This window comes from Candidatus Paceibacterota bacterium, from assembly GCA_035530615.1.
Lineage (GTDB): Bacteria > Actinomycetota > Actinomycetes > Nanopelagicales > Nanopelagicaceae > QYPT01.
In genome coordinates this window covers 247,238-264,753 of the sequence record DATKUL010000003.1, presented here as the reverse complement: position 1 = coordinate 264,753, position 17,516 = coordinate 247,238, and the positions used below count along the sequence as shown (strand labels likewise).

Genomic DNA, 17,516 nt, shown 5'->3' with positions numbered 1-17,516 from the left:
CCTACTTCCAATTAATGCGAGCGCTCTATCACCGCGTCACATAGTGAGAAAAAGGCGGAGGTCGCGTCGCACATTGGCAGTGGTTTCAGGGCATTTCTGGCTTGTTCCGCTATCGCGAACAGTTGTGCACGAGACTCAACAAGGGCCGAGTGCGATCGCAATGCAACTAGAACTTCGGCAACCATGGTCTCAGACTCGATTGGTGCCGATAACAACTTCTGCAATTCGCGGTCGCTCTCCTTGGTTGAAGCAAGGACTCGAAGCGTGACCAAAGTGGGTACACCTTCGCGTAAATCTGTTCCAGGAGTCTTTCCAGAATCTTTTGACTCACTCGAAATATCGATGATGTCATCTGCCAATTGGAATGCGATACCTATCTTCTCCCCGAAAATGGTCACGTTCTCCATGATCTCATTATTTGCACCAGAGACAAGCGCGCCATATCTGGCACTGGTGGCAATGAGGGAACCAGTCTTGTTTGCAACTACCTGCAAATAATGTGCAAGTGGATCTTCTCCAGCATCTGGACCCTGAGTTTCCATGATCTGACCAATGACAAGCCTTTCAAAAGTCTGCGCCTGCAACCGCACTGCCTCAGGACCCAGGTCTGCCAAAAGTGCTGAGCACTTCGCAAAAAGATAGTCCCCCGTCAAAATGGCAACCGTATTTCCCCAGCGGTTGTTGGCACTCTCCACACCCCGACGAAGGGATGCATCATCCATTACATCGTCGTGATAAAGCGTCGCCAGGTGCGTGAGTTCTGCGACCACCGCAGCTTGGATAACTTCATACCGCGTTGGATCTCCGTATTGCGCCGCAATCAACGTGAGCAAAGGTCGCAGTCGCTTACCTCCAGCTGCTGCTAAATGCCCAGCGGTCTCCTCTACGAGTGGGTATTTACCTTTGATATGACTACGCAATAAGTCTTCAACTTGAGACAAGCCAACGACTAGATCTTGCTCAAGTGTCGGAGAAAGATTTGGAATACCAAACGCCGTCATCAGCGGATAAAGGTTGCCGTGGAGGTAATGAAATTAAGGAGCGGTGTTGGAAATACGCCAAGGAAGATCGTGATAACAAAAGAGAGAAGGATCGTAATTCGCGTAAGGAGCGCCGGAATCACCACAACCGTTCCATCTTCCGCAGGGTCTGTGAAGAACATCAGTACGATGACCCGGATATAGAAATAAGCGGCAATAGCGCTGGAGAGCACGCCCACGATAACGACGCTCTTGTTACCACTCTCATATGCTGCGGAGAATATGGAGAATTTTCCAATGAAGCCGCTGGTAAGTGGAATGCCGGCGAAGGCAAGGAGGAGGGTTGCGAAAACAGTTGCGATGAAGGGCGAACGCTTGCCCAACCCAGCCCAACGATTGAGATCCGTAACCTCACCGGAGGAATCGCGTACCAGAGTGACAATTCCGAATGCTCCAACTGTCGCAATGCCATAGGCGAAGAGATAGAAGATCGTCGCGTCTAGACCAGATTTATTGAGAGCCAAAACACCGGTAAGCAAGAAGCCGGCATGCGCAATCGAGGAGTAAGCCAGCATCCGCTTGATGTCGCGCTGTGCAATTGCAACAAGTGAACCAAAAGCCATAGTGATAATTGCGATGACCGTGAGGAATGGACGCCAATCCCAGTATGCATTTGGGAATGCAGTATAGAAAATTCGCAACATTGCACCGAACGCGGCGACCTTGGTTGCAGCGGCCATAAATGCCGTAACGGGGGTGGGTGCACCTTGATAGACATCGGGTGTCCATGCATGGAATGGGACCGCACTAACTTTAAAGAGCAATCCCACGGAGAGGAAGGAGATTCCAATCAACAAGAAAACCGAGTTGGCAGTGCCACCAATGACCGCTTCGTAGATTCCCGCGAACGAGAGTGTTCCAGAGTATCCGTAAAGAAAAGCTGCCCCAAAAAGGAAGAATGCCGAAGAGAATGCTCCTAGTAAGAAGTACTTCAATGCCGCCTCCTGTGAGAGGAGCCTTCTGCGGCGAGAGAGTCCTGCCATTAAGTAAAGCGGCAATGAAAGAACTTCAAGTGCTACGAAAAGAGTCAGCAAGTCTGTGGCAACGGGAAAGAGCATCATGCCGGCGACTGCGAAGAGAGTGAGCGGGTAGACCTCGGTCAATTTCTCACCCAGTTGAATTGATTCCTTCTCCTCTGGGGAACCTGGAATGGCTGCCGCTTGAGCAGTGAAATGCCCTTGATCGGCAATCAGAAAAACTCCCAAAATTGCGATGATAAGAACGGATGCTTGCAAGAGGACCGCGGGTCCATCAATGGCCACAGAGCCCATCGCTGCGGAGATTGATGATTCGTGGCGAATCCTCCAGACTTGCACCAGGGCAAGACCGAGAGTTCCCAGAGCGAGCGTCAATTGCGCGGCAGGGCGCACTTTGCGAGAGAGAAATGCCTCAATTAATACCCCAATAACTCCGCCGCCCAGGACGATAAGCATCGGCGATAGAAGGAGATAAGAAAGAGCTGGCGAGGTAAAAGTGAGCATTACTTGCCTACCTTTGCATCGATTGTAGGAAGTGGATCACTAAAACCAGCCTTAGCAATAATGTGTTCAGAGGCCGGGTTAATAACGTTGAGCAATGGAGAAGGATAGAAGCCCAGGACGAGAATGACGGCTACTACCGGTGCGATCGCTATTTTCTCTCGCAGGTTGAGATCTGTGAGCGACTCATTGCCGGGCGTCGTTGGTCCGTGCAGCGAACGTTGGATAGGTATCAAGATATAGAGCGATGCCAGCACAATTCCGAATGCTCCAATTACCGCAGCGACTGGATATCGAGTGTACGTGCCGACGAGAACCAAGAATTCGCTTACAAAACTCGACAGGCCAGGAAGTGCCAAACTCGACATTCCCGCAAAGAAGAAGACCCAAGCCATAACTGGTGTGACTCGTTGTAATCCGCCGAAATCAGCAATCTTCGACGAACCACGCCGCGAAGCCATCCAACCCGCGACGAGGAAGAGTGCCGCAGTCGAGAAGCCGTGGTTGAACATGTAAAGAGTTGCCCCAGATTGCCCTTGGGAAGTCATCGCGAAGATACCCATAGTGATAAATCCGAAGTGGGAAATAGATGTAAAGGCAATCAGTCTCTTGAAATCAGTCTGGCCGATCGCCAAGAAAGCTCCGTAAATAATCGAGATCACGGCGAGAACAATGATTACGGGTGTAAATGTCTTGGATGCCTCGGGAAAGAGGGTGAGGCAATAACGGATCATTCCAAAGGTGCCGACTTTATCGAGTACACCTAGAAGTAGAACGGAAGTGCCCGGAGTCGCAGCATCGGCCGCATCCGGCAGCCAAGTATGGAATGGCCAGAGCGGCGCCTTGATCGCGAAGGCAATAAAGAATCCTAGAAAGAGGAAGTTCTGAGTCGTCGAACTCATATGAAGCCGTGAGAGCGCACCAATATCGAAGGTGTGTCCACCTTGCTCGCCAGAAATAACGTAGAGCGCGATTATGGAGGCAAGCATGAGCAATCCACCAAAAAGACTGTAAATAAGGAACTTTACGGCCGCTGCGGCTCGAGCTCCCGTGCCATATCCCCCGATAAGGAAGTAAACAGGGATCAACATGGCTTCGAAGAATACGTAGAAGAGGAAGACATCAGTTGCGGCAAAGACACCAATCATCATCGTCTCAAGTACGAGAAGCAGGATGTAGAAGGTCTTTGTGCTCCATCGACCACCTGCTGATTCATTCCAGCCGGCCAGCACAACAATTGGCGCAAGGAGTGTCGAGAGCAGGATCAAAACTAGTGCAATTGCATCCACGCCTAAAGCAAAATTAATTCCTAAAGAAGGAATCCAAGATCGATTTAACACGAATTGCATTTCGACGTTATCGCGTTGGAACTGAGTAGCCATCGCCACCGTGACTGCGGCAACAACCAATGTCGTAATGAACGCAATTCGCTTCGCATTGAGTTCACTCTTCTTAGGCAGAGCGCTAATAAGGAGAGCTCCCACAAGTGGCAGGATGCCCAGTATTGTCAACCAATTAGAACTGTTCATCACAGGGTGACCATCCAAATCGCGGCTATTAAGCCAATCGCGCCGAGCAGAATCCACATTGCATAACTACGAACAAAACCCGTCTGGGTTGCGCGAAGGGCGCCTCCAGAACCGATTGCCAATCGCGCAACACCACGGACTGCGCCGTCAATAAGAACTCGGTCTGTCTCAACCAGAGCATGAGTCAGTTTCTGACCAGGGCGCATAAAGACCGCTTCGTTGAAATCATCTTGCCAGAGATCGCGACGTGCGAGTTTGGTGAAGATCGAAACTTTCTCCGGCGCCACGGCCGGAACATCGTTTCGCAAATACTTCAATACTGCTAATCCAACGCCCAGGAGAACAAGTACCAGCGCCAGTACTGACACAAGTGCAGGACTTAAAAGTTCGCTCTCGTGCACTTCAACGGGTTCGACGACGGGGGAAAGCCAATTACGTAGGGCATCTCCTTGAGTAAAGAGGAATCCGGAGACCACTGAGCCAACCGCAAGCAAGGCCATCGGAGCCCACATAAGAATTGGCGACTCGTGTGGATGAGCCTCGTCTTCCCAGCGTGCTTTTCCAGCAAAAGTCATAACGACAACGCGGGTCATATAGAACGCGGTAATTGCTGCACCAAGAAGAGCCGCAATTCCCAAAGTAACGCCCTTGATTCCGCCCGCATTAAAAGCAACTTCAATAATCTTGTCTTTGGAGTAGAAGCCTGCAAAAGGTGGGACACCGATAATCGCCAGATAGCCCAAACCAAATGTTGCAAAAGTGATTGGCATAAACTTTCGGAGCCCGCCGTATCTGCGCATATTCACTTCATCATTCATGCCATGCATGACCGATCCGGCACCGAGGAACATTCCAGCTTTGAAGAAACCATGCGTCAGCAAGTGCATGATCGCGAAGGCATAACCAGCTGGTCCAAGGCCCGCACCCAAGACCATGTAGCCAATCTGCGACATCGTCGAAGCCGCAAGTGCTTTCTTAATGTCGTCTTTAGCCATACCGATTACAGCGCCAAAAAGAAGCGTGATCGCGCCGACAATTGCTACCGCGAGTTGGGCGGTTGGTGCAGCATCAAAAATAAAGTTAGAGCGCGTAATTAAGTAAACGCCGGCAGTCACCATCGTCGCAGCATGGATGAGAGCCGAGACCGGAGTAGGACCTGCCATGGCATCTCCGAGCCAGGCCTGCAATGGGAATTGCGCCGACTTGCCGGTTGCGGCAACCAGAAGCATGATTCCAATTGCGGTGAGGGCTCCAGTTGAGGCTTGGCTGGCATGCTCTTTTACTCCAGAAAACGAGACGGTTCCCAGAGTGGCGAAGGCGATCATGATGGCCAGCGAAAGTCCCAGGTCACCAACGCGGTTGGCGACGAAGGCTTTCTTCGCCGCAGTCGCATAAGCGGGTTTCTGATTCCAGAATCCAATAAGTAAGTAGGAGGCTAGACCCACGCCTTCCCAACCAACGTAAAGGTTGAGATATGAATCGCCGAGGACGAGCAGGAGCATCGCCGCGATAAAGAAGTTGAGGTAGGCGAAGAATCGACGCCGGTCAAGATCATGCGACATATAGGCGATGGAATAAATATGAATCAGGGTGCCAACGCCTGTGATGAGCAGAACGAAACAGATCGACAGTTGATCCAGCATCAAGCCAGCATCAACATTGAAACTACCTACGGAAATCCAGCTAAATAACTTCTGGGTAACGGCCCGGTTCTCAGTTGAGCGAGAGAGCATCTGTGAGAACTCATAGAGCCCCACTGCAAAAGAGCCACCCGAGAGAAGCGTCGCAAGGATATGGCCCCAACGATCAGATCTTCTTCCGGTCAGCAATAGAAGAGCCGCCCCAAAGAGTGGCAGTGCGATTAAATAAACAAGCGAATTACTGGTCATCAAATCACCGTCTCAACAAACTGGCATCATCAACTGATGCGGATCGACGCGAACGATAAATCGTGACGATAATCGCCAGGCCTACAACAACTTCGCATGCCGCGACGACCATTGTGAAGAAAGCCATCACTTGACCATCAAGGTTTCCATTTATTCTGGCAAATGTTACGAATGCCAAGTTAGCGGCGTTAAGCATCAACTCAATGCACATAAAAACCACAATGGCATTACGCCTGACAACCACGCCAATGGCGCCGATTGTGAAGAGCATGGTGGAGACGTATAAGTAATTTGCTGGATTCATTTCTCCTCCTCCGCTTCACCTAGTTGGAACTGGCGCGAATCAATAACATCGCCACGTGCTTCGAGTGTTGCCGAAATTGAGTTGGGGGCAGGAGTTCCATCGGGAAGCAGTGCTGGAACATCGACTGCATTATGAAGTGCGTAGACACCAGGGTTGGGAAGCCCCGCCGCATTGGCAAGGGAACCGGTACGAAAACGCATGATCGATAGATCTCGCTGAGTCGGGCGCGAGGTGACTCTGTGGCTGTGGGCGAGAACCATGGCACCTAGGGCAGCGGTGATAAGCAGGGCAGAAACCACTTCAAAGGCCCAGACATATCGGGAGAAGAGGAGTTGGGCGAGCGCTGGAACATTTCCTTGCGCATTTGCCGTATCCAAGCCAACCGCGTCGTGACCCAAAGTCGCCCGACCTACAAGAGAGACAAGAAGCCCGCCAAAGCCAAATGCAGCAAGGATTGCGATAGGACGCAGGCCGCGAATTGTCTCAGTTAAAGAATCCTTGGAATCAATCCCAACCAGCATCAAGATAAAGAGGAAGAGCATCATGACTGCGCCGGTGTAAACAACTATCTGCACGATGCCAAGGAATAATGCATCTTGGGCGATGTAGAAAATCGCCAGAGTAATCATGACCCAGGCCATCAAAATCGCGGAGTGGACTGCTTTTTTTGCAAGCAACATCCCAAGAGCGGCAAGCACTGCCAGCGGCCCAAGAATCCAGAAAAGAGTTGCTTCTGGTGCGGGGGTTCTTCCAACTTCCAGTGCCAGATTTATCAAGGTTTCACCTCCTGCGATGGATGAAATCCCAGGACATCGCCCTTGTAGTAATTGGTGTCATCCATATCTGGATACATCGGGTGAGGGGGCATCAACATTCCATCTCTAAGAGGAGCGAGAAGATCAGCCTTTTCAAAAATCAATTTTGACCGAGAGTCATCAGCCAACTCATATTCGTTTGTCATAGTTAGGGCACGAGTTGGACAGGCTTCGATGCAGAGTCCGCAGAAAATGCAACGCAGGTAATTGATCTGATAAACCTTTCCATACCGCTCCCCTGGCGACATCCGATGTTCTTCAGTGTTTGATGCACCCTCAACATAAATTGCATCTGCCGGACACGCCCAGGCGCAGAGTTCGCAACCGATGCACTTTTCCAGTCCGTCAGCGTGCCGGTTGAGTTGATGACGTCCGTGGAAGCGGGCAGCTGTGGGCTCTTTCACCTCTGGGTACTCAACCGTGTTCACTTTCTTAAACATGGTCCGGAAGGTCACCCAAAATCCAAGAAGTTGCGCACCGAAACTCTTTGTTCCTTCTTCAGTTACTGGAGCAGTTGGAACCGCATCGATTCCAATTTCAGAATTGACTCGTTCTATTGCAGGCTCTACTGGATACTCACGCATCTCAGACACGTGGCACCTCCAATCGTGGCGCCGGTATTTGAGGAACCGGGAAATTCGGCTCTGGTATTTCTACATCAGACACTGGTTTTACACGCTTTCGTGATGCCTCAAAGGCGATGTTGGCAGCCAGCACGATCAAAACGACGACGCTAGCAAAAATCAAAACTGAAACTCGAGATGCTCCACGTAGCGAGAGGACTCGCATCGTGGCAACGACCATAATCCAGAACAAGCTTGCGGGTATTAGTACTTTCCAGCCAAACTTCATAAATTGGTCATAACGCAGCCGGGGAAGGGTTCCGCGCAGCCAGACAAAGATGAAGAAGAATCCAATGACTTTCACCATGAACCAGACCAGCGCGAACCAGCCACCTAGCCAATTCTCGGTGAAAGTAAGTCCAGGAAGAGCGTGGTAGCCACCAAGGAAAAGGGTAGTTGCGAGCGCGGAAACCGCCACAATGTTGACGTACTCAGCGAGGAAGAAGAGCGCGAATTTAAGCGAGGAATACTCAGTATGGAAGCCACCTACGAGTTCGCCTTCGGCTTCTGCCAAGTCGAATGGAGCACGGTTTGTTTCGCCCACCATTGAGATCGCATAAATTACGAAGGACGGAAAGAGAACAACCGAGTACCACCACTGTTGTTGAGCAGCGACGATATCTGAGGTAGACATCGACCCGGCGTAAATGAAGACCGCAACAAGTGAGAGTCCCATCGCAACTTCGTACGAAATGACCTGTGCACTTGAACGCAATCCGCCTAGTAGTGGGTAGGTGGATCCCGAAGACCAGCCCGCAAGAACAATTCCGTAAACACCTACGGATGCGATTGCCAGAACATAGAGCACACCAACTGGTAGATCAGTCATCTGCATCGCGGTTTTATGCCCGAAGAGCGTGACAGGACCAGTAATTGGAATCACCGCAAATGACATGAAGCACGTTGTCGCGCTAATAATCGGAGCGATAATAAAAACGACCTTGTCGGCCGCAGCAGGAATCAAATCTTCCTTCAGCGCCAATTTCACACCATCTGCCAGACCCTGGACGAGTCCGAAAGGACCGACCCGGTTGGGACCAAGGCGCATCTGCATCCGAGCCACGATCCTGCGCTCGCCCCAGATAGCTACTAGGACTAGGAGGACGGAAATAATAAAAACAAGTAGACCCTTGACGAGAATTAGCCATCCTGGATCTTGCCCGATCAACGTTGCGATTGTCATTACTCCTTCACCACCGTTACGACAGCGCCACTGGCGATACCTAGAGTGGCAAGCAAATGTGAACCACGAGAGTTTCGTGGCAACCAAATCGCGTCATCATGAATTTCTTCAACGAGTGCGGGGAGCACGACGGTGCCGTGCGTAGTGGAAACACAGATCGAATCACCGTTGACAACTCCCAGAGCAAGGGCACGTTTTGGCGAAATAACGGCGACTGGCTTTCTGGCTGTACCCGCCAAGTTCGCTTCGCCCTCTTGAAGGGTGCCCGCATCGAGCAGACGACGCCATGAAGTCAACCGGGCTTCGTTCTCTTTGAGTGCGGGAAGAGTGGATTGTGACACCGGTACAAAGTTGGCTTTCGACCCGTCCCATGAACCGATTGCTGCGAACTCCTTCGCAGCAGCCTTGACGCTCTCAAGTCCGATTGGGCGCGACATTTCATCGGCAATCATCGAAAGAATCCGTAAATCAGAGCGGTGCAAAGAGTCAGTGGCGGCTGCTTCAAAAGCACGTGCACGACCCTCCCAATTGATGAACGAACCCGATTTTTCCGCGACGGTTGCGACCGGAAGCACGACATCTGCCACTTTGGTTACGAAACTTGGTCGAATTTCTAGGCTAACGACAAATGCATTCTTGAGGGCAAGTTGCGCCGCATGATTGGCGGCGGCATCAAGTGGGTCAACGCCTCCAATCACAAGGACTTCAATCTCACCCGCATTGACTGCAGCAAAGATCTCATCGCTGCTTAATCCGATTTCGCTGGGAAGAGAATCGACATCCCATGCCGCTGCCAGATCAACACGTGCCGCGCCGTCATTGACCGAACGCCCACCAGGAAGCAGGTTTCCAATAGCACCGGCTTCAAGTGCACCTCGCTCACCGGCACGGCGCGGAATCCAAGCAACCTTTGCACCCGTCTTATCTGCGAGTGCAACAACGGCAGACAGCGCACCGGAACTCTCGCAAGCACGTTCTCCGACGAGAATCAGCGATTTATCGGTGAGTTCTTGGGTTGCGATAACTGAGGCCTCTGCACCAGGTGCGACGCAGACAAAATTCGCCTGCAATTTCTCATTGCCAATCGAGAGTTTGCTCGCGATCGCAGTAACTTTCAAACCACGCTTGCGAACTTGCTTCTTCAATCGCAAGAAAACAATGGGCGACTCTTCTTCCGGCTCAAGACCAACCAGAAGAATCGAATCAGCATGGTCGATATCCGCATAAGTAACAACTGTTCCAACAACCTTCGATGCAAGGAAGGAGCGCTCCTCTTCTGAAGAAACTCGGGAGCGGAAATCTATGTTATTGGTTCCGAGAACAACTCGCGCAAATTTGCTGTAGCCATAGGCATCTTCCAAAGTTGCGCGGCCGCCAACAAGAACGCCGGCTTTCTTTCCACTTAAACCTGCGACGATGGCAGCCATTGCTTCTGGCCATGACGCAACTTGGAGATCTCCCGCTGCATCACGAACCATTGGAGAGGTGAGACGATCGGCGGCGGTGGCGTACTTAAAGGCCCAACGACCCTTGTCGCAGTTCCACTCTTCGTTTACTTCGGCATCTTCTCCGGCAAGTCGGCGCAGAGTTTTTCCGCGGCGAACATCGGTGCGAAGTGAGCAACCAGATGCGCAGTGTTCGCAGGCACTTGGTGTCGAAACAAGATCAAATGGACGGGCGCGGAATCGATAAGAGGCACCCGTGAGAGCACCAACTGGGCAGATCTGCACGGTATTACCCGAGAAATATGACTCAAAGGGCTGCTTCTCATAGATGCCCACTTGTTGGAGCGCGCCACGCTCATTCATCGTGATAAATGGATCCCCCGCTATTTGTTCGGAGAATCGAGTGCAACGCGCGCAGAGAATGCAACGCTCGCGATCCAAAAGCACCTGGGATGAAATGTTGATCGGCTTCTCAAATGTCCGCTTCTTCCCGGAGTAGCGGGACTCTGCCTGACCTGTGCTCATCGCCTGATTCTGGAGTGGGCACTCACCCCCCTTGTCACAAACCGGGCAATCGAGCGGGTGGTTGATGAGCAAGAACTCCATCACGCCCTTCTGTGCCTTTTCGGCAACCGCCGAAGTCAATTGTGTTTTTACGATCATTCCTGGCTCTACAGGGATGGTGCAGGAAGCTTGCGGCTTTGGAAATGCCCGACCGTTGATTTCAATATCAACCAGACACTGTCGGCACGCTCCGACTGGATCCAAAAGCGGGTGATCGCAGAACCGAGGAATCATGATTCCGAGTTTCTCGGCAGCGCGAATTACCAAAGTTCCCTTCGGCACGGTGACATCAAATCCATCTATGACGAGAGTGATCATGTCAACCACTTCAGTTGTTTGTTCAGTTGTTTGCGTCGTCATAACTATGCACCCGCTTTCGCACTCGCAAAGAGGGTGGAAGCGTGAGAGTCAAATGGACATCCTCCGTGAGTCAGGTGCGCAATGTATTCATCGCGGAAATGCTTGATTGAAGAAGTGATTGGGCTAGTTGCGCCATCACCTAGAGCGCAGAACGCGCGACCCAGAATGTTGTCGCAAATATCCAACAACTTCTCGAGATCTGCGGCGGTGCCCTTTCCGTTTTCAAGATCGCGAAGTATCTGCACCAACCACCAGGTTCCTTCACGACATGGCGTGCACTTGCCGCATGACTCGTGCTTGTAGAACTCACTCCAACGCAAAACAGCACGGACTACGCAGGTCGTTTCGTCGAAAATCTGCAGTGCTTTAGTGCCAAGCATCGAGCCCGCTGCCGCAACACCTTCGTAATCCAGCGGCGTATCCAATTGAGCTGCAGTGAAGATCGGCGTAGAGGAGCCGCCAGGAGTCCAGAATTTAAGTTGGTGTCCCGCGCGAACTCCGCCGGACATCTCCAGAAGTTCGCGGAGGGTGATTCCCAGCGGCGCTTCGAACTGTCCTGGATTGGCGACATGTCCAGAGAGAGAATAAAGAGTCATTCCCTTGCTTTTCTCGGTTCCCATGAAAGAGAACCACTCGGGGCCATTGGCGATAATCGCTGGAACTGATGAGATGGATTCAACGTTATTTACTACTGTTGGACGCGCATAAAGACCGGCGATCGCTGGAAATGGCGGGCGGAGTCGTGGTTGGCCGCGGAATCCTTCGAGGGAATCGAGAAGGGCGGTTTCCTCGCCACAGATATAGGCACCGGCCCCAACATGGAGTACTAACTCCAACTCGACTTCGGTTCCAAAAATATTCTTTCCTAAATAGCCCGCTGCATAAGCATCTTCAATTGCCTGCGTAACGCGACGAACCACATGTGTGACTTCACCCCGGACATAGATAAAAGCCCGCTTCGCGCGGATCGCGTATGAAGCGATGATGATGCCTTCGACAAGTACGTGTGGGTTGGCGAGAAGTAGTGGCATGTCCTTGCAAGTGCCGGGCTCAGATTCATCTGCGTTGACAACTAGGTAGTGATCCTTGTTGTCGCCTTGCGGAATAAAGCCCCACTTCATGCCAGTTGGGAAGCCCGCTCCGCCTCTTCCGCGCAGCCCCGAATCCTTAACCAACTGAATAACTGCGTCCGGTTCCATGGCGAGCGCTTTTTCAGCAGCCTTGTACCCACCGTGACGCTTATAACCCGTCATAGTGAAAGAGTCTTTTTCATCCCAGTGTGCCGAGAGAACTGGCGTCAACGTTGTCATGCCGGTGCTCCCTTTTTGGAAATATCAAGTCCCAACAAAGAAGGTGCTCCCGCTTGAACACCCTCATGTGCTCGCCCATCATTTAGACCAGCAAGCACGGCTGAATTCTCTTTCCACGTGGGAAGTTTGTTAGGGCCACGAGTCGGTGCGGGCGGATTTCCCGCGCGAGCGCCATCGACTAGATCCTTAGCAGATTGAACGCTCTGGTTGTCGTAGAACTCCCAGTTGGCCATGACTACGGGGGCGTAATCGCAAGCGGCGTTACATTCGATATGTTCGAGTGAGACTTTCCCATCGGCAGTCACGCCGTCATTTTCAATACCTAAATGCTCTTTGAGGCCTTCAAATATTGCATCTCCGCCCATGACTGCGCAGAGGGTGTTGGTGCAGACGCCAACGTGATACTCGCCCACAGGTTTGCGTTTGTACTGGGTATAAAAGGTCGCAACCGCCGAGACTTCAGCCGTTGTTAGATCAAGTTTTCCGGCAATTGTCTCAATACCTTCGCTCGTTACGTATCCATCTATTGATTGGACGTAGTGAAGCAGTGGCATAATTGCCGAGCGGATCCGTGGATAGCGACCGATGATTGAGTCCATGACGACGAGGTTTTCGCTGCTAAATGCCATTATCGATCAACACCACCCATCACCGGATCTATAGAGGCCACTGCGGCAACGACATCTGCGATCAAACTTCCTTCGCACATTGCCGATGTTGCCTGCAGATTGTTGAAGGATGGTTCGCGGAAATGAACTCGATAAGGGCGAGTCCCTCCATCAGAAACTAGATGCACGCCAAGTTCTCCTCGTGGTGATTCGACTGCGGTGTAAACCTGACCTGCTGGAACACGGAACCCTTCGGTCACCAATTTGAAGTGGTGAATGAGGGACTCCATCGAGGTGCCCATGATCTCGCGAATATGGTCCAGCGAGTTGCCCATTCCATCTCCACCAATAGCCAATTGAGACGGCCAAGCGATCTTCTTATCCGCAACCATGACTGGAGCGCCAACAAGCGCCTCCAACTTATCGACACACTGTTCGATAATTCGAAGGGACTGCTCCAACTCATTCATCCGGATTAAGAAGCGGCCGTACACGTCACAAGTATTTGCAGTCACAACTTCAAATTCGTAATTCTCATAACCACAGTAAGGCTCCATTTTGCGAAGGTCCCATGGCATACCTGTGGAGCGAAGAACGGGTCCGGTGATACCCAAAGTGGTCGCACCCGCCAGATCTAGATAGCCAACCCCTTCGGTTCGTTTCATCCAAATTGTGTTGCCGATAAGCAGCTTCTCATTGTCTTTGAAATCGCGACGCAATTCCTTGACCGTCTCGCGGATCTTCGTCAGTGCATTTGGAGGCAGATCCTGTGCTACCCCACCTGGACGCACATAAGCCATATTCATGCGTAAGCCCGCTATCAATTCAAAAACGTCAAGCACTTTCTCGCGCTCTCTAAAACAGAAGATCATCGGCGAGAGCGCTCCGAGCTCGAGCGCTCCAGTTCCGAGTGCCACCATGTGAGAGGAAATTCTATTGAGTTCCATCATCATGACGCGAATGACGCTTGCGCGCTCTGGCACATCCTCGGTAATACCAAGGAGTTTCTCAACACCCAGGCAATAGGCAGTCTCATTGAAGAGTGGTGCTAGATAGTCCATCCGAGTAACGAAGGTGACACCCTGCGTCCAACTGCGATACTCGGCATTCTTCTCAATACCTGTGTGCAAGTATCCGACTCCAGCACGGAGCTCCGTGATGGTTTCACCTTCGAGTTCAAGGACCAGTCGAAGGACTCCGTGCGTTGAGGGGTGCTGCGGTCCCATGTTGACGACAACGCGCTCTTCCTTCGTCGCACCAATTTCAGTGACGAGTGAATCCCAATCACCGCCAGTAACCGAGAAAACGCGTCCTTCGGTTGTCTCGAGTGAGGATGCGTATGGGTCCACAATTGAACCTGAAGAAGTACTCATCTATATGACCTTCGCTCATTCGGAGGTGGCACGGTCGCGCCTTTGTACTCCACGGGAATTCCACCCAACGGATAATCCTTACGTTGGGGATGTCCGCGCCAATCATCTGGCATCAAGATACGAGTTAAACCTGGGTGAGCATCAAAAATAATTCCGAACATGTCAAAGGTTTCACGTTCGTTCCAGTTATTGCCGCCCCAGACTTCTACCAACGAGGGAATGTGTGGATCAGAATCAGATACGGACACTTCGAGTCGAATACGACGATTGTGTGTCATGGAAAGAAGCGGATACACCGCATGAAGTTCGCGATTGGTATCGGTTGGATAGTGAACCCCACTGACACCAAGACACATCTCAAATAGAAGTTTGTTACGCAGAATGAGGGCAACTTCAACTAATTTCTCACGTTTCACATGCAAAGTAAGTTCGCCGCGATAGACAACGATATGTTCAATCGCATCTGCAAAATCTGGATATGCACGCTCTAAATCGTCGACAACTTCATCAAAATAAGAGCCGTAGGGTCGCTCACCTGAACCAGGTGATGTGGCGGCACGCACCAAGCCTCCATAGCCTGAGGTATCACCAGTGTCTCCGGACCCAAACGCCCCATGTCCCACAGATAAATTCTTCTCTTTTTTCACGCAAGCAAACCCTTCAATTGATGAGTTGGCTTGGCAGCCATCGCTGCTGCTTCAACTTCTTGAATGATTTGCTGACGATTCGAGCCGAGCTTCTCATCAAAGATTTGAGCGTGGAGTTTCAAAATCGCATCCATCAACATTTCTGGACGCGGTGGACATCCCGGTAAGTAAATATCTACGGGCACAATGTGGTCGACACCTTGCACAATGGCGTAATTGTTGAACATCCCGCCAGAGGAAGCACACGCCCCCATCGCGATAACCCATTTTGGAGCCGCCATTTGATCGTAAATCTGTCGAAGAACGGGCGCCATCTTGTTTGAAACCCGGCCGGCAACAATCATGAGATCAGCTTGGCGTGGGGATGCTCGAAAAACTTCCATCCCGAAACGTGCGAGGTCGTATCGACCTCCGCCAGCGGCCATCATCTCGATTGCACAGCATGCGAGTCCAAAAGTAGCCGGCCAAAGTGAGTTCTTGCGCATGTAGCCAGCAAGTTTCTCAACGCTAGTTAGGACAACTCCGCTTGGTAATTTTTCTTCTAGGCCCATTTTTAATCCCACTCCAGTCCGCCGCGGCGCCAAACATAGGCATACGCAACAAAGACGGTTGCAACGAAGATTCCCATCTCAACCAATCCAAAGAGCCCTAACTTGTCGAAGGTGACGGCCCACGGATAGAGAAAAACAATTTCAATATCGAAAATGATAAAAAGCATTGCGGTCAAGAAGTATTTGACGGGAAAGCGCCCGCCTTCAGCTGCTTGCGGACTTGGTTCGATTCCGCATTCATACGCTGCTGATTTCGCACGGTTGTAACGCTTGGGACCAGTGACAGATGTGACTATCACCGAGATTGCTGCAAAGCCAAAACCGATTGCGCCGATAACAAAGATTGGAATATACGGGTTCGATGCAGTTGTCATAATGAATGAAATCCTAGGCTCGTCAGCCCCATACCTCTAATCACTTTGCCTTCATTGCCCTGTGAACTGCGACAACTCCACCAGTGAGATTCGTCCATCCAACCTGTTGCCAGCCAGCATCGGCAATTCTGTGAGCAAGGGCGGCCTGATCTGGCCAGGCTCTAATGGATTGGGCCAGATAGATATAGGCCTGCGGATTGCTTGAGGTAATTCGGGCGATAGAGGGGAGTATTCGCATCAAATAATTGCGGTAGACAAACCTAAAGGGTCGCCAGACCAGGGAAGAAAATTCAACGACAACCAGCTGACCGCCGCCTTTGGTGACTCTGAGCATCTCACGCAGGGCTTTATCAATATCCGCGGTATTTCGAAGACCAAAAGAGATGGTCACACAATCGAAATGTCCATCCGCAAAGGGCAGATTGAGGGCATCGGCCTTGGTAAAAGGCAGGTCGGGACGGGCTTTTCGCCCGGCCGCCAACATCCCCTCCGAAAAATCTGCCGGGATAACCTCGGCTCCGGCTCGGGCCAATGGTTCGCTGGAAGACCCCGTCCCCGCCGCTAAATCCAAGATCTTCATCCCGGGCTTTGGGTCGATAATGGCGGTGGCCGCCTTTCGCCAAACCTTTGCTCGCCCCAGGCTGAGGAGATCATTGACCAGGTCATAGCGTTTGGCTACACCGTCAAACATGGCCGCCACCTCATCTGGATTCTTATCAAGATTGGCGCGGGACATGTACTTATTCTCGTGCAGGATAGGCTTCACCTACAAATCAAAATATTTGTCACGATAATTAACCCAGACCTACCTTTGACCACATATGTGACCAACCTAAGGAGCTGTCATGTCGACGATCACCACTTTACGAAGTGCCGTATTCCCACGCTCAAGCGCCCTCAATAACGTACTTCTCGTATCTGGTGGGACACTTTTTCTCGCCGCTCTCGCCCAAATTGCCCTCCCGATCCCTGGCTCTCCCGTCCCGGTAACTGGGCAGACGCTCGGAATTCTTCTTATCGGAAGTAGTTATGGCTCAGTCCTGGGGTTCTCGACCGTGCTGACATATTTACTCGTTGGCATGGCCGGGGTACCTGTTTTTGCTGATGGTGGACACGGCGTTGCCCGACTCACCGGTGCTACGGGTGGGTATCTCATTGGAATGCTCGTTGCCTCCCTTGTCGTTGGAGCCCTGGCCGGTCGTCGTTGGGATCATCGATTGAGCACTGCGCTACCCAGCATGCTTCTGGGCAACGCGATCATCTTCTCCTTTGGCCTTATCTGGCTTCATTCCTTCACGGATAAGAGCTGGGGATGGACTATTTCAGCTGGATTTACACCCTTTATCCTTGGAGAGGTAATTAAAATCGCCATCGCGGGCACTTCGCTGCCTCTCGTCTGGCGATTCGTCCAGAGATAATTTGC

General features: G+C 51.6%; 17 protein-coding genes. 1 reads left to right on the top strand and 16 read right to left on the bottom strand.

All coding sequences use genetic code 11. The annotated features are described in order from the left end of the window. Window positions 1–11: 11 nt before the first annotated feature. Genes VMW30_09790 through VMW30_09715 form a run of 16 tightly spaced genes read right to left on the bottom strand, consistent with a single transcriptional unit; the run spans window position 12 to window position 16,829 of the window. Window positions 12–1,001 carry a polyprenyl synthetase family protein gene (locus VMW30_09790; GenBank protein HUW88644.1) on the bottom strand — a complete coding sequence of 330 codons (990 nt, stop codon included), beginning with the start codon at window positions 999–1,001 and terminating at the stop codon, window positions 12–14. Then, window positions 1,001–2,521: an NADH-quinone oxidoreductase subunit NuoN gene (gene nuoN, locus VMW30_09785; protein HUW88643.1), complete on the bottom strand. Its 1,521-nt coding sequence runs from the start codon at window positions 2,519–2,521 to the stop codon at window positions 1,001–1,003. The genes VMW30_09790 and nuoN overlap by 1 nt, the downstream gene beginning before the upstream one ends. Further along, on the bottom strand, window positions 2,521–4,047 hold the full coding sequence (locus VMW30_09780; protein HUW88642.1) for an NADH-quinone oxidoreductase subunit M: 1,527 nt from the start codon (window positions 4,045–4,047) through the stop codon (window positions 2,521–2,523). Before VMW30_09780 ends, nuoN begins: the two co-directional genes overlap by 1 nt. After that, window positions 4,047–5,939, bottom strand: coding sequence for an NADH-quinone oxidoreductase subunit L (gene nuoL, locus VMW30_09775; protein HUW88641.1), 1,893 nt, complete (start codon window positions 5,937–5,939; stop codon window positions 4,047–4,049). Before nuoL ends, VMW30_09780 begins: the two co-directional genes overlap by 1 nt. A gap of 1 nt (window position 5,940) precedes the next feature. After that, a complete protein-coding gene (nuoK, locus tag VMW30_09770) occupies window positions 5,941–6,240 on the bottom strand; it encodes an NADH-quinone oxidoreductase subunit NuoK (protein HUW88640.1) in 300 nt (99 codons plus the stop codon). Next, a complete protein-coding gene (locus VMW30_09765) occupies window positions 6,237–7,016 on the bottom strand; it encodes an NADH-quinone oxidoreductase subunit J (GenBank protein HUW88639.1) in 780 nt (259 codons plus the stop codon). Before VMW30_09765 ends, nuoK begins: the two co-directional genes overlap by 4 nt. Then, window positions 7,013–7,639: an NADH-quinone oxidoreductase subunit NuoI gene (nuoI, locus tag VMW30_09760; protein ID HUW88638.1), complete on the bottom strand. Its 627-nt coding sequence runs from the start codon at window positions 7,637–7,639 to the stop codon at window positions 7,013–7,015. Before nuoI ends, VMW30_09765 begins: the two co-directional genes overlap by 4 nt. 1 nt (window position 7,640) lies before the next feature. Then, entirely contained in the window at window positions 7,641–8,861 is a 1,221-nt protein-coding gene (gene nuoH / locus VMW30_09755) for an NADH-quinone oxidoreductase subunit NuoH (GenBank protein ID HUW88637.1), read from the bottom strand. Further along, the gene (locus VMW30_09750) at window positions 8,861–11,230 is read right to left on the bottom strand and encodes an NADH-quinone oxidoreductase subunit G (protein ID HUW88636.1); all 2,370 of its coding nucleotides are present in this window, start codon (window positions 11,228–11,230) and stop codon (window positions 8,861–8,863) included. The genes nuoH and VMW30_09750 overlap by 1 nt, the downstream gene beginning before the upstream one ends. A gap of 2 nt (window positions 11,231–11,232) precedes the next feature. Then, window positions 11,233–12,540 carry an NADH-quinone oxidoreductase subunit NuoF gene (gene nuoF, locus VMW30_09745; protein HUW88635.1) on the bottom strand — a complete coding sequence of 436 codons (1,308 nt, stop codon included), beginning with the start codon at window positions 12,538–12,540 and terminating at the stop codon, window positions 11,233–11,235. Next, window positions 12,537–13,169: an NADH-quinone oxidoreductase subunit NuoE gene (nuoE, locus tag VMW30_09740; protein ID HUW88634.1), complete on the bottom strand. Its 633-nt coding sequence runs from the start codon at window positions 13,167–13,169 to the stop codon at window positions 12,537–12,539. The genes nuoF and nuoE overlap by 4 nt, the downstream gene beginning before the upstream one ends. Continuing rightward, window positions 13,169–14,521 carry an NADH-quinone oxidoreductase subunit D gene (locus tag VMW30_09735; GenBank protein HUW88633.1) on the bottom strand — a complete coding sequence of 451 codons (1,353 nt, stop codon included), beginning with the start codon at window positions 14,519–14,521 and terminating at the stop codon, window positions 13,169–13,171. The genes nuoE and VMW30_09735 overlap by 1 nt, the downstream gene beginning before the upstream one ends. Beyond that, window positions 14,518–15,168 (bottom strand): NADH-quinone oxidoreductase subunit C, encoded by a 651-nt coding sequence (locus VMW30_09730; GenBank protein ID HUW88632.1) that lies wholly within the window; start codon window positions 15,166–15,168, stop codon window positions 14,518–14,520. The genes VMW30_09735 and VMW30_09730 overlap by 4 nt, the downstream gene beginning before the upstream one ends. Further along, window positions 15,165–15,719 (bottom strand): NADH-quinone oxidoreductase subunit B family protein, encoded by a 555-nt coding sequence (locus VMW30_09725; protein ID HUW88631.1) that lies wholly within the window; start codon window positions 15,717–15,719, stop codon window positions 15,165–15,167. The genes VMW30_09730 and VMW30_09725 overlap by 4 nt, the downstream gene beginning before the upstream one ends. A 2-nt stretch (window positions 15,720–15,721) precedes the next feature. Further along, window positions 15,722–16,093 carry an NADH-quinone oxidoreductase subunit A gene (locus VMW30_09720; GenBank protein ID HUW88630.1) on the bottom strand — a complete coding sequence of 124 codons (372 nt, stop codon included), beginning with the start codon at window positions 16,091–16,093 and terminating at the stop codon, window positions 15,722–15,724. 40 nt (window positions 16,094–16,133) lie between these two features. Beyond that, window positions 16,134–16,829 carry a demethylmenaquinone methyltransferase gene (locus tag VMW30_09715; GenBank protein HUW88629.1) on the bottom strand — a complete coding sequence of 232 codons (696 nt, stop codon included), beginning with the start codon at window positions 16,827–16,829 and terminating at the stop codon, window positions 16,134–16,136. Window positions 16,830–16,938: 109 nt separating this feature from the next. Between VMW30_09715 and VMW30_09710 the strand changes: the two genes are divergently transcribed. Then, a complete protein-coding gene (locus VMW30_09710; GenBank protein HUW88628.1) occupies window positions 16,939–17,511 on the top strand; it encodes a biotin transporter BioY in 573 nt (190 codons plus the stop codon). Window positions 17,512–17,516 lie beyond the last annotated feature (5 nt).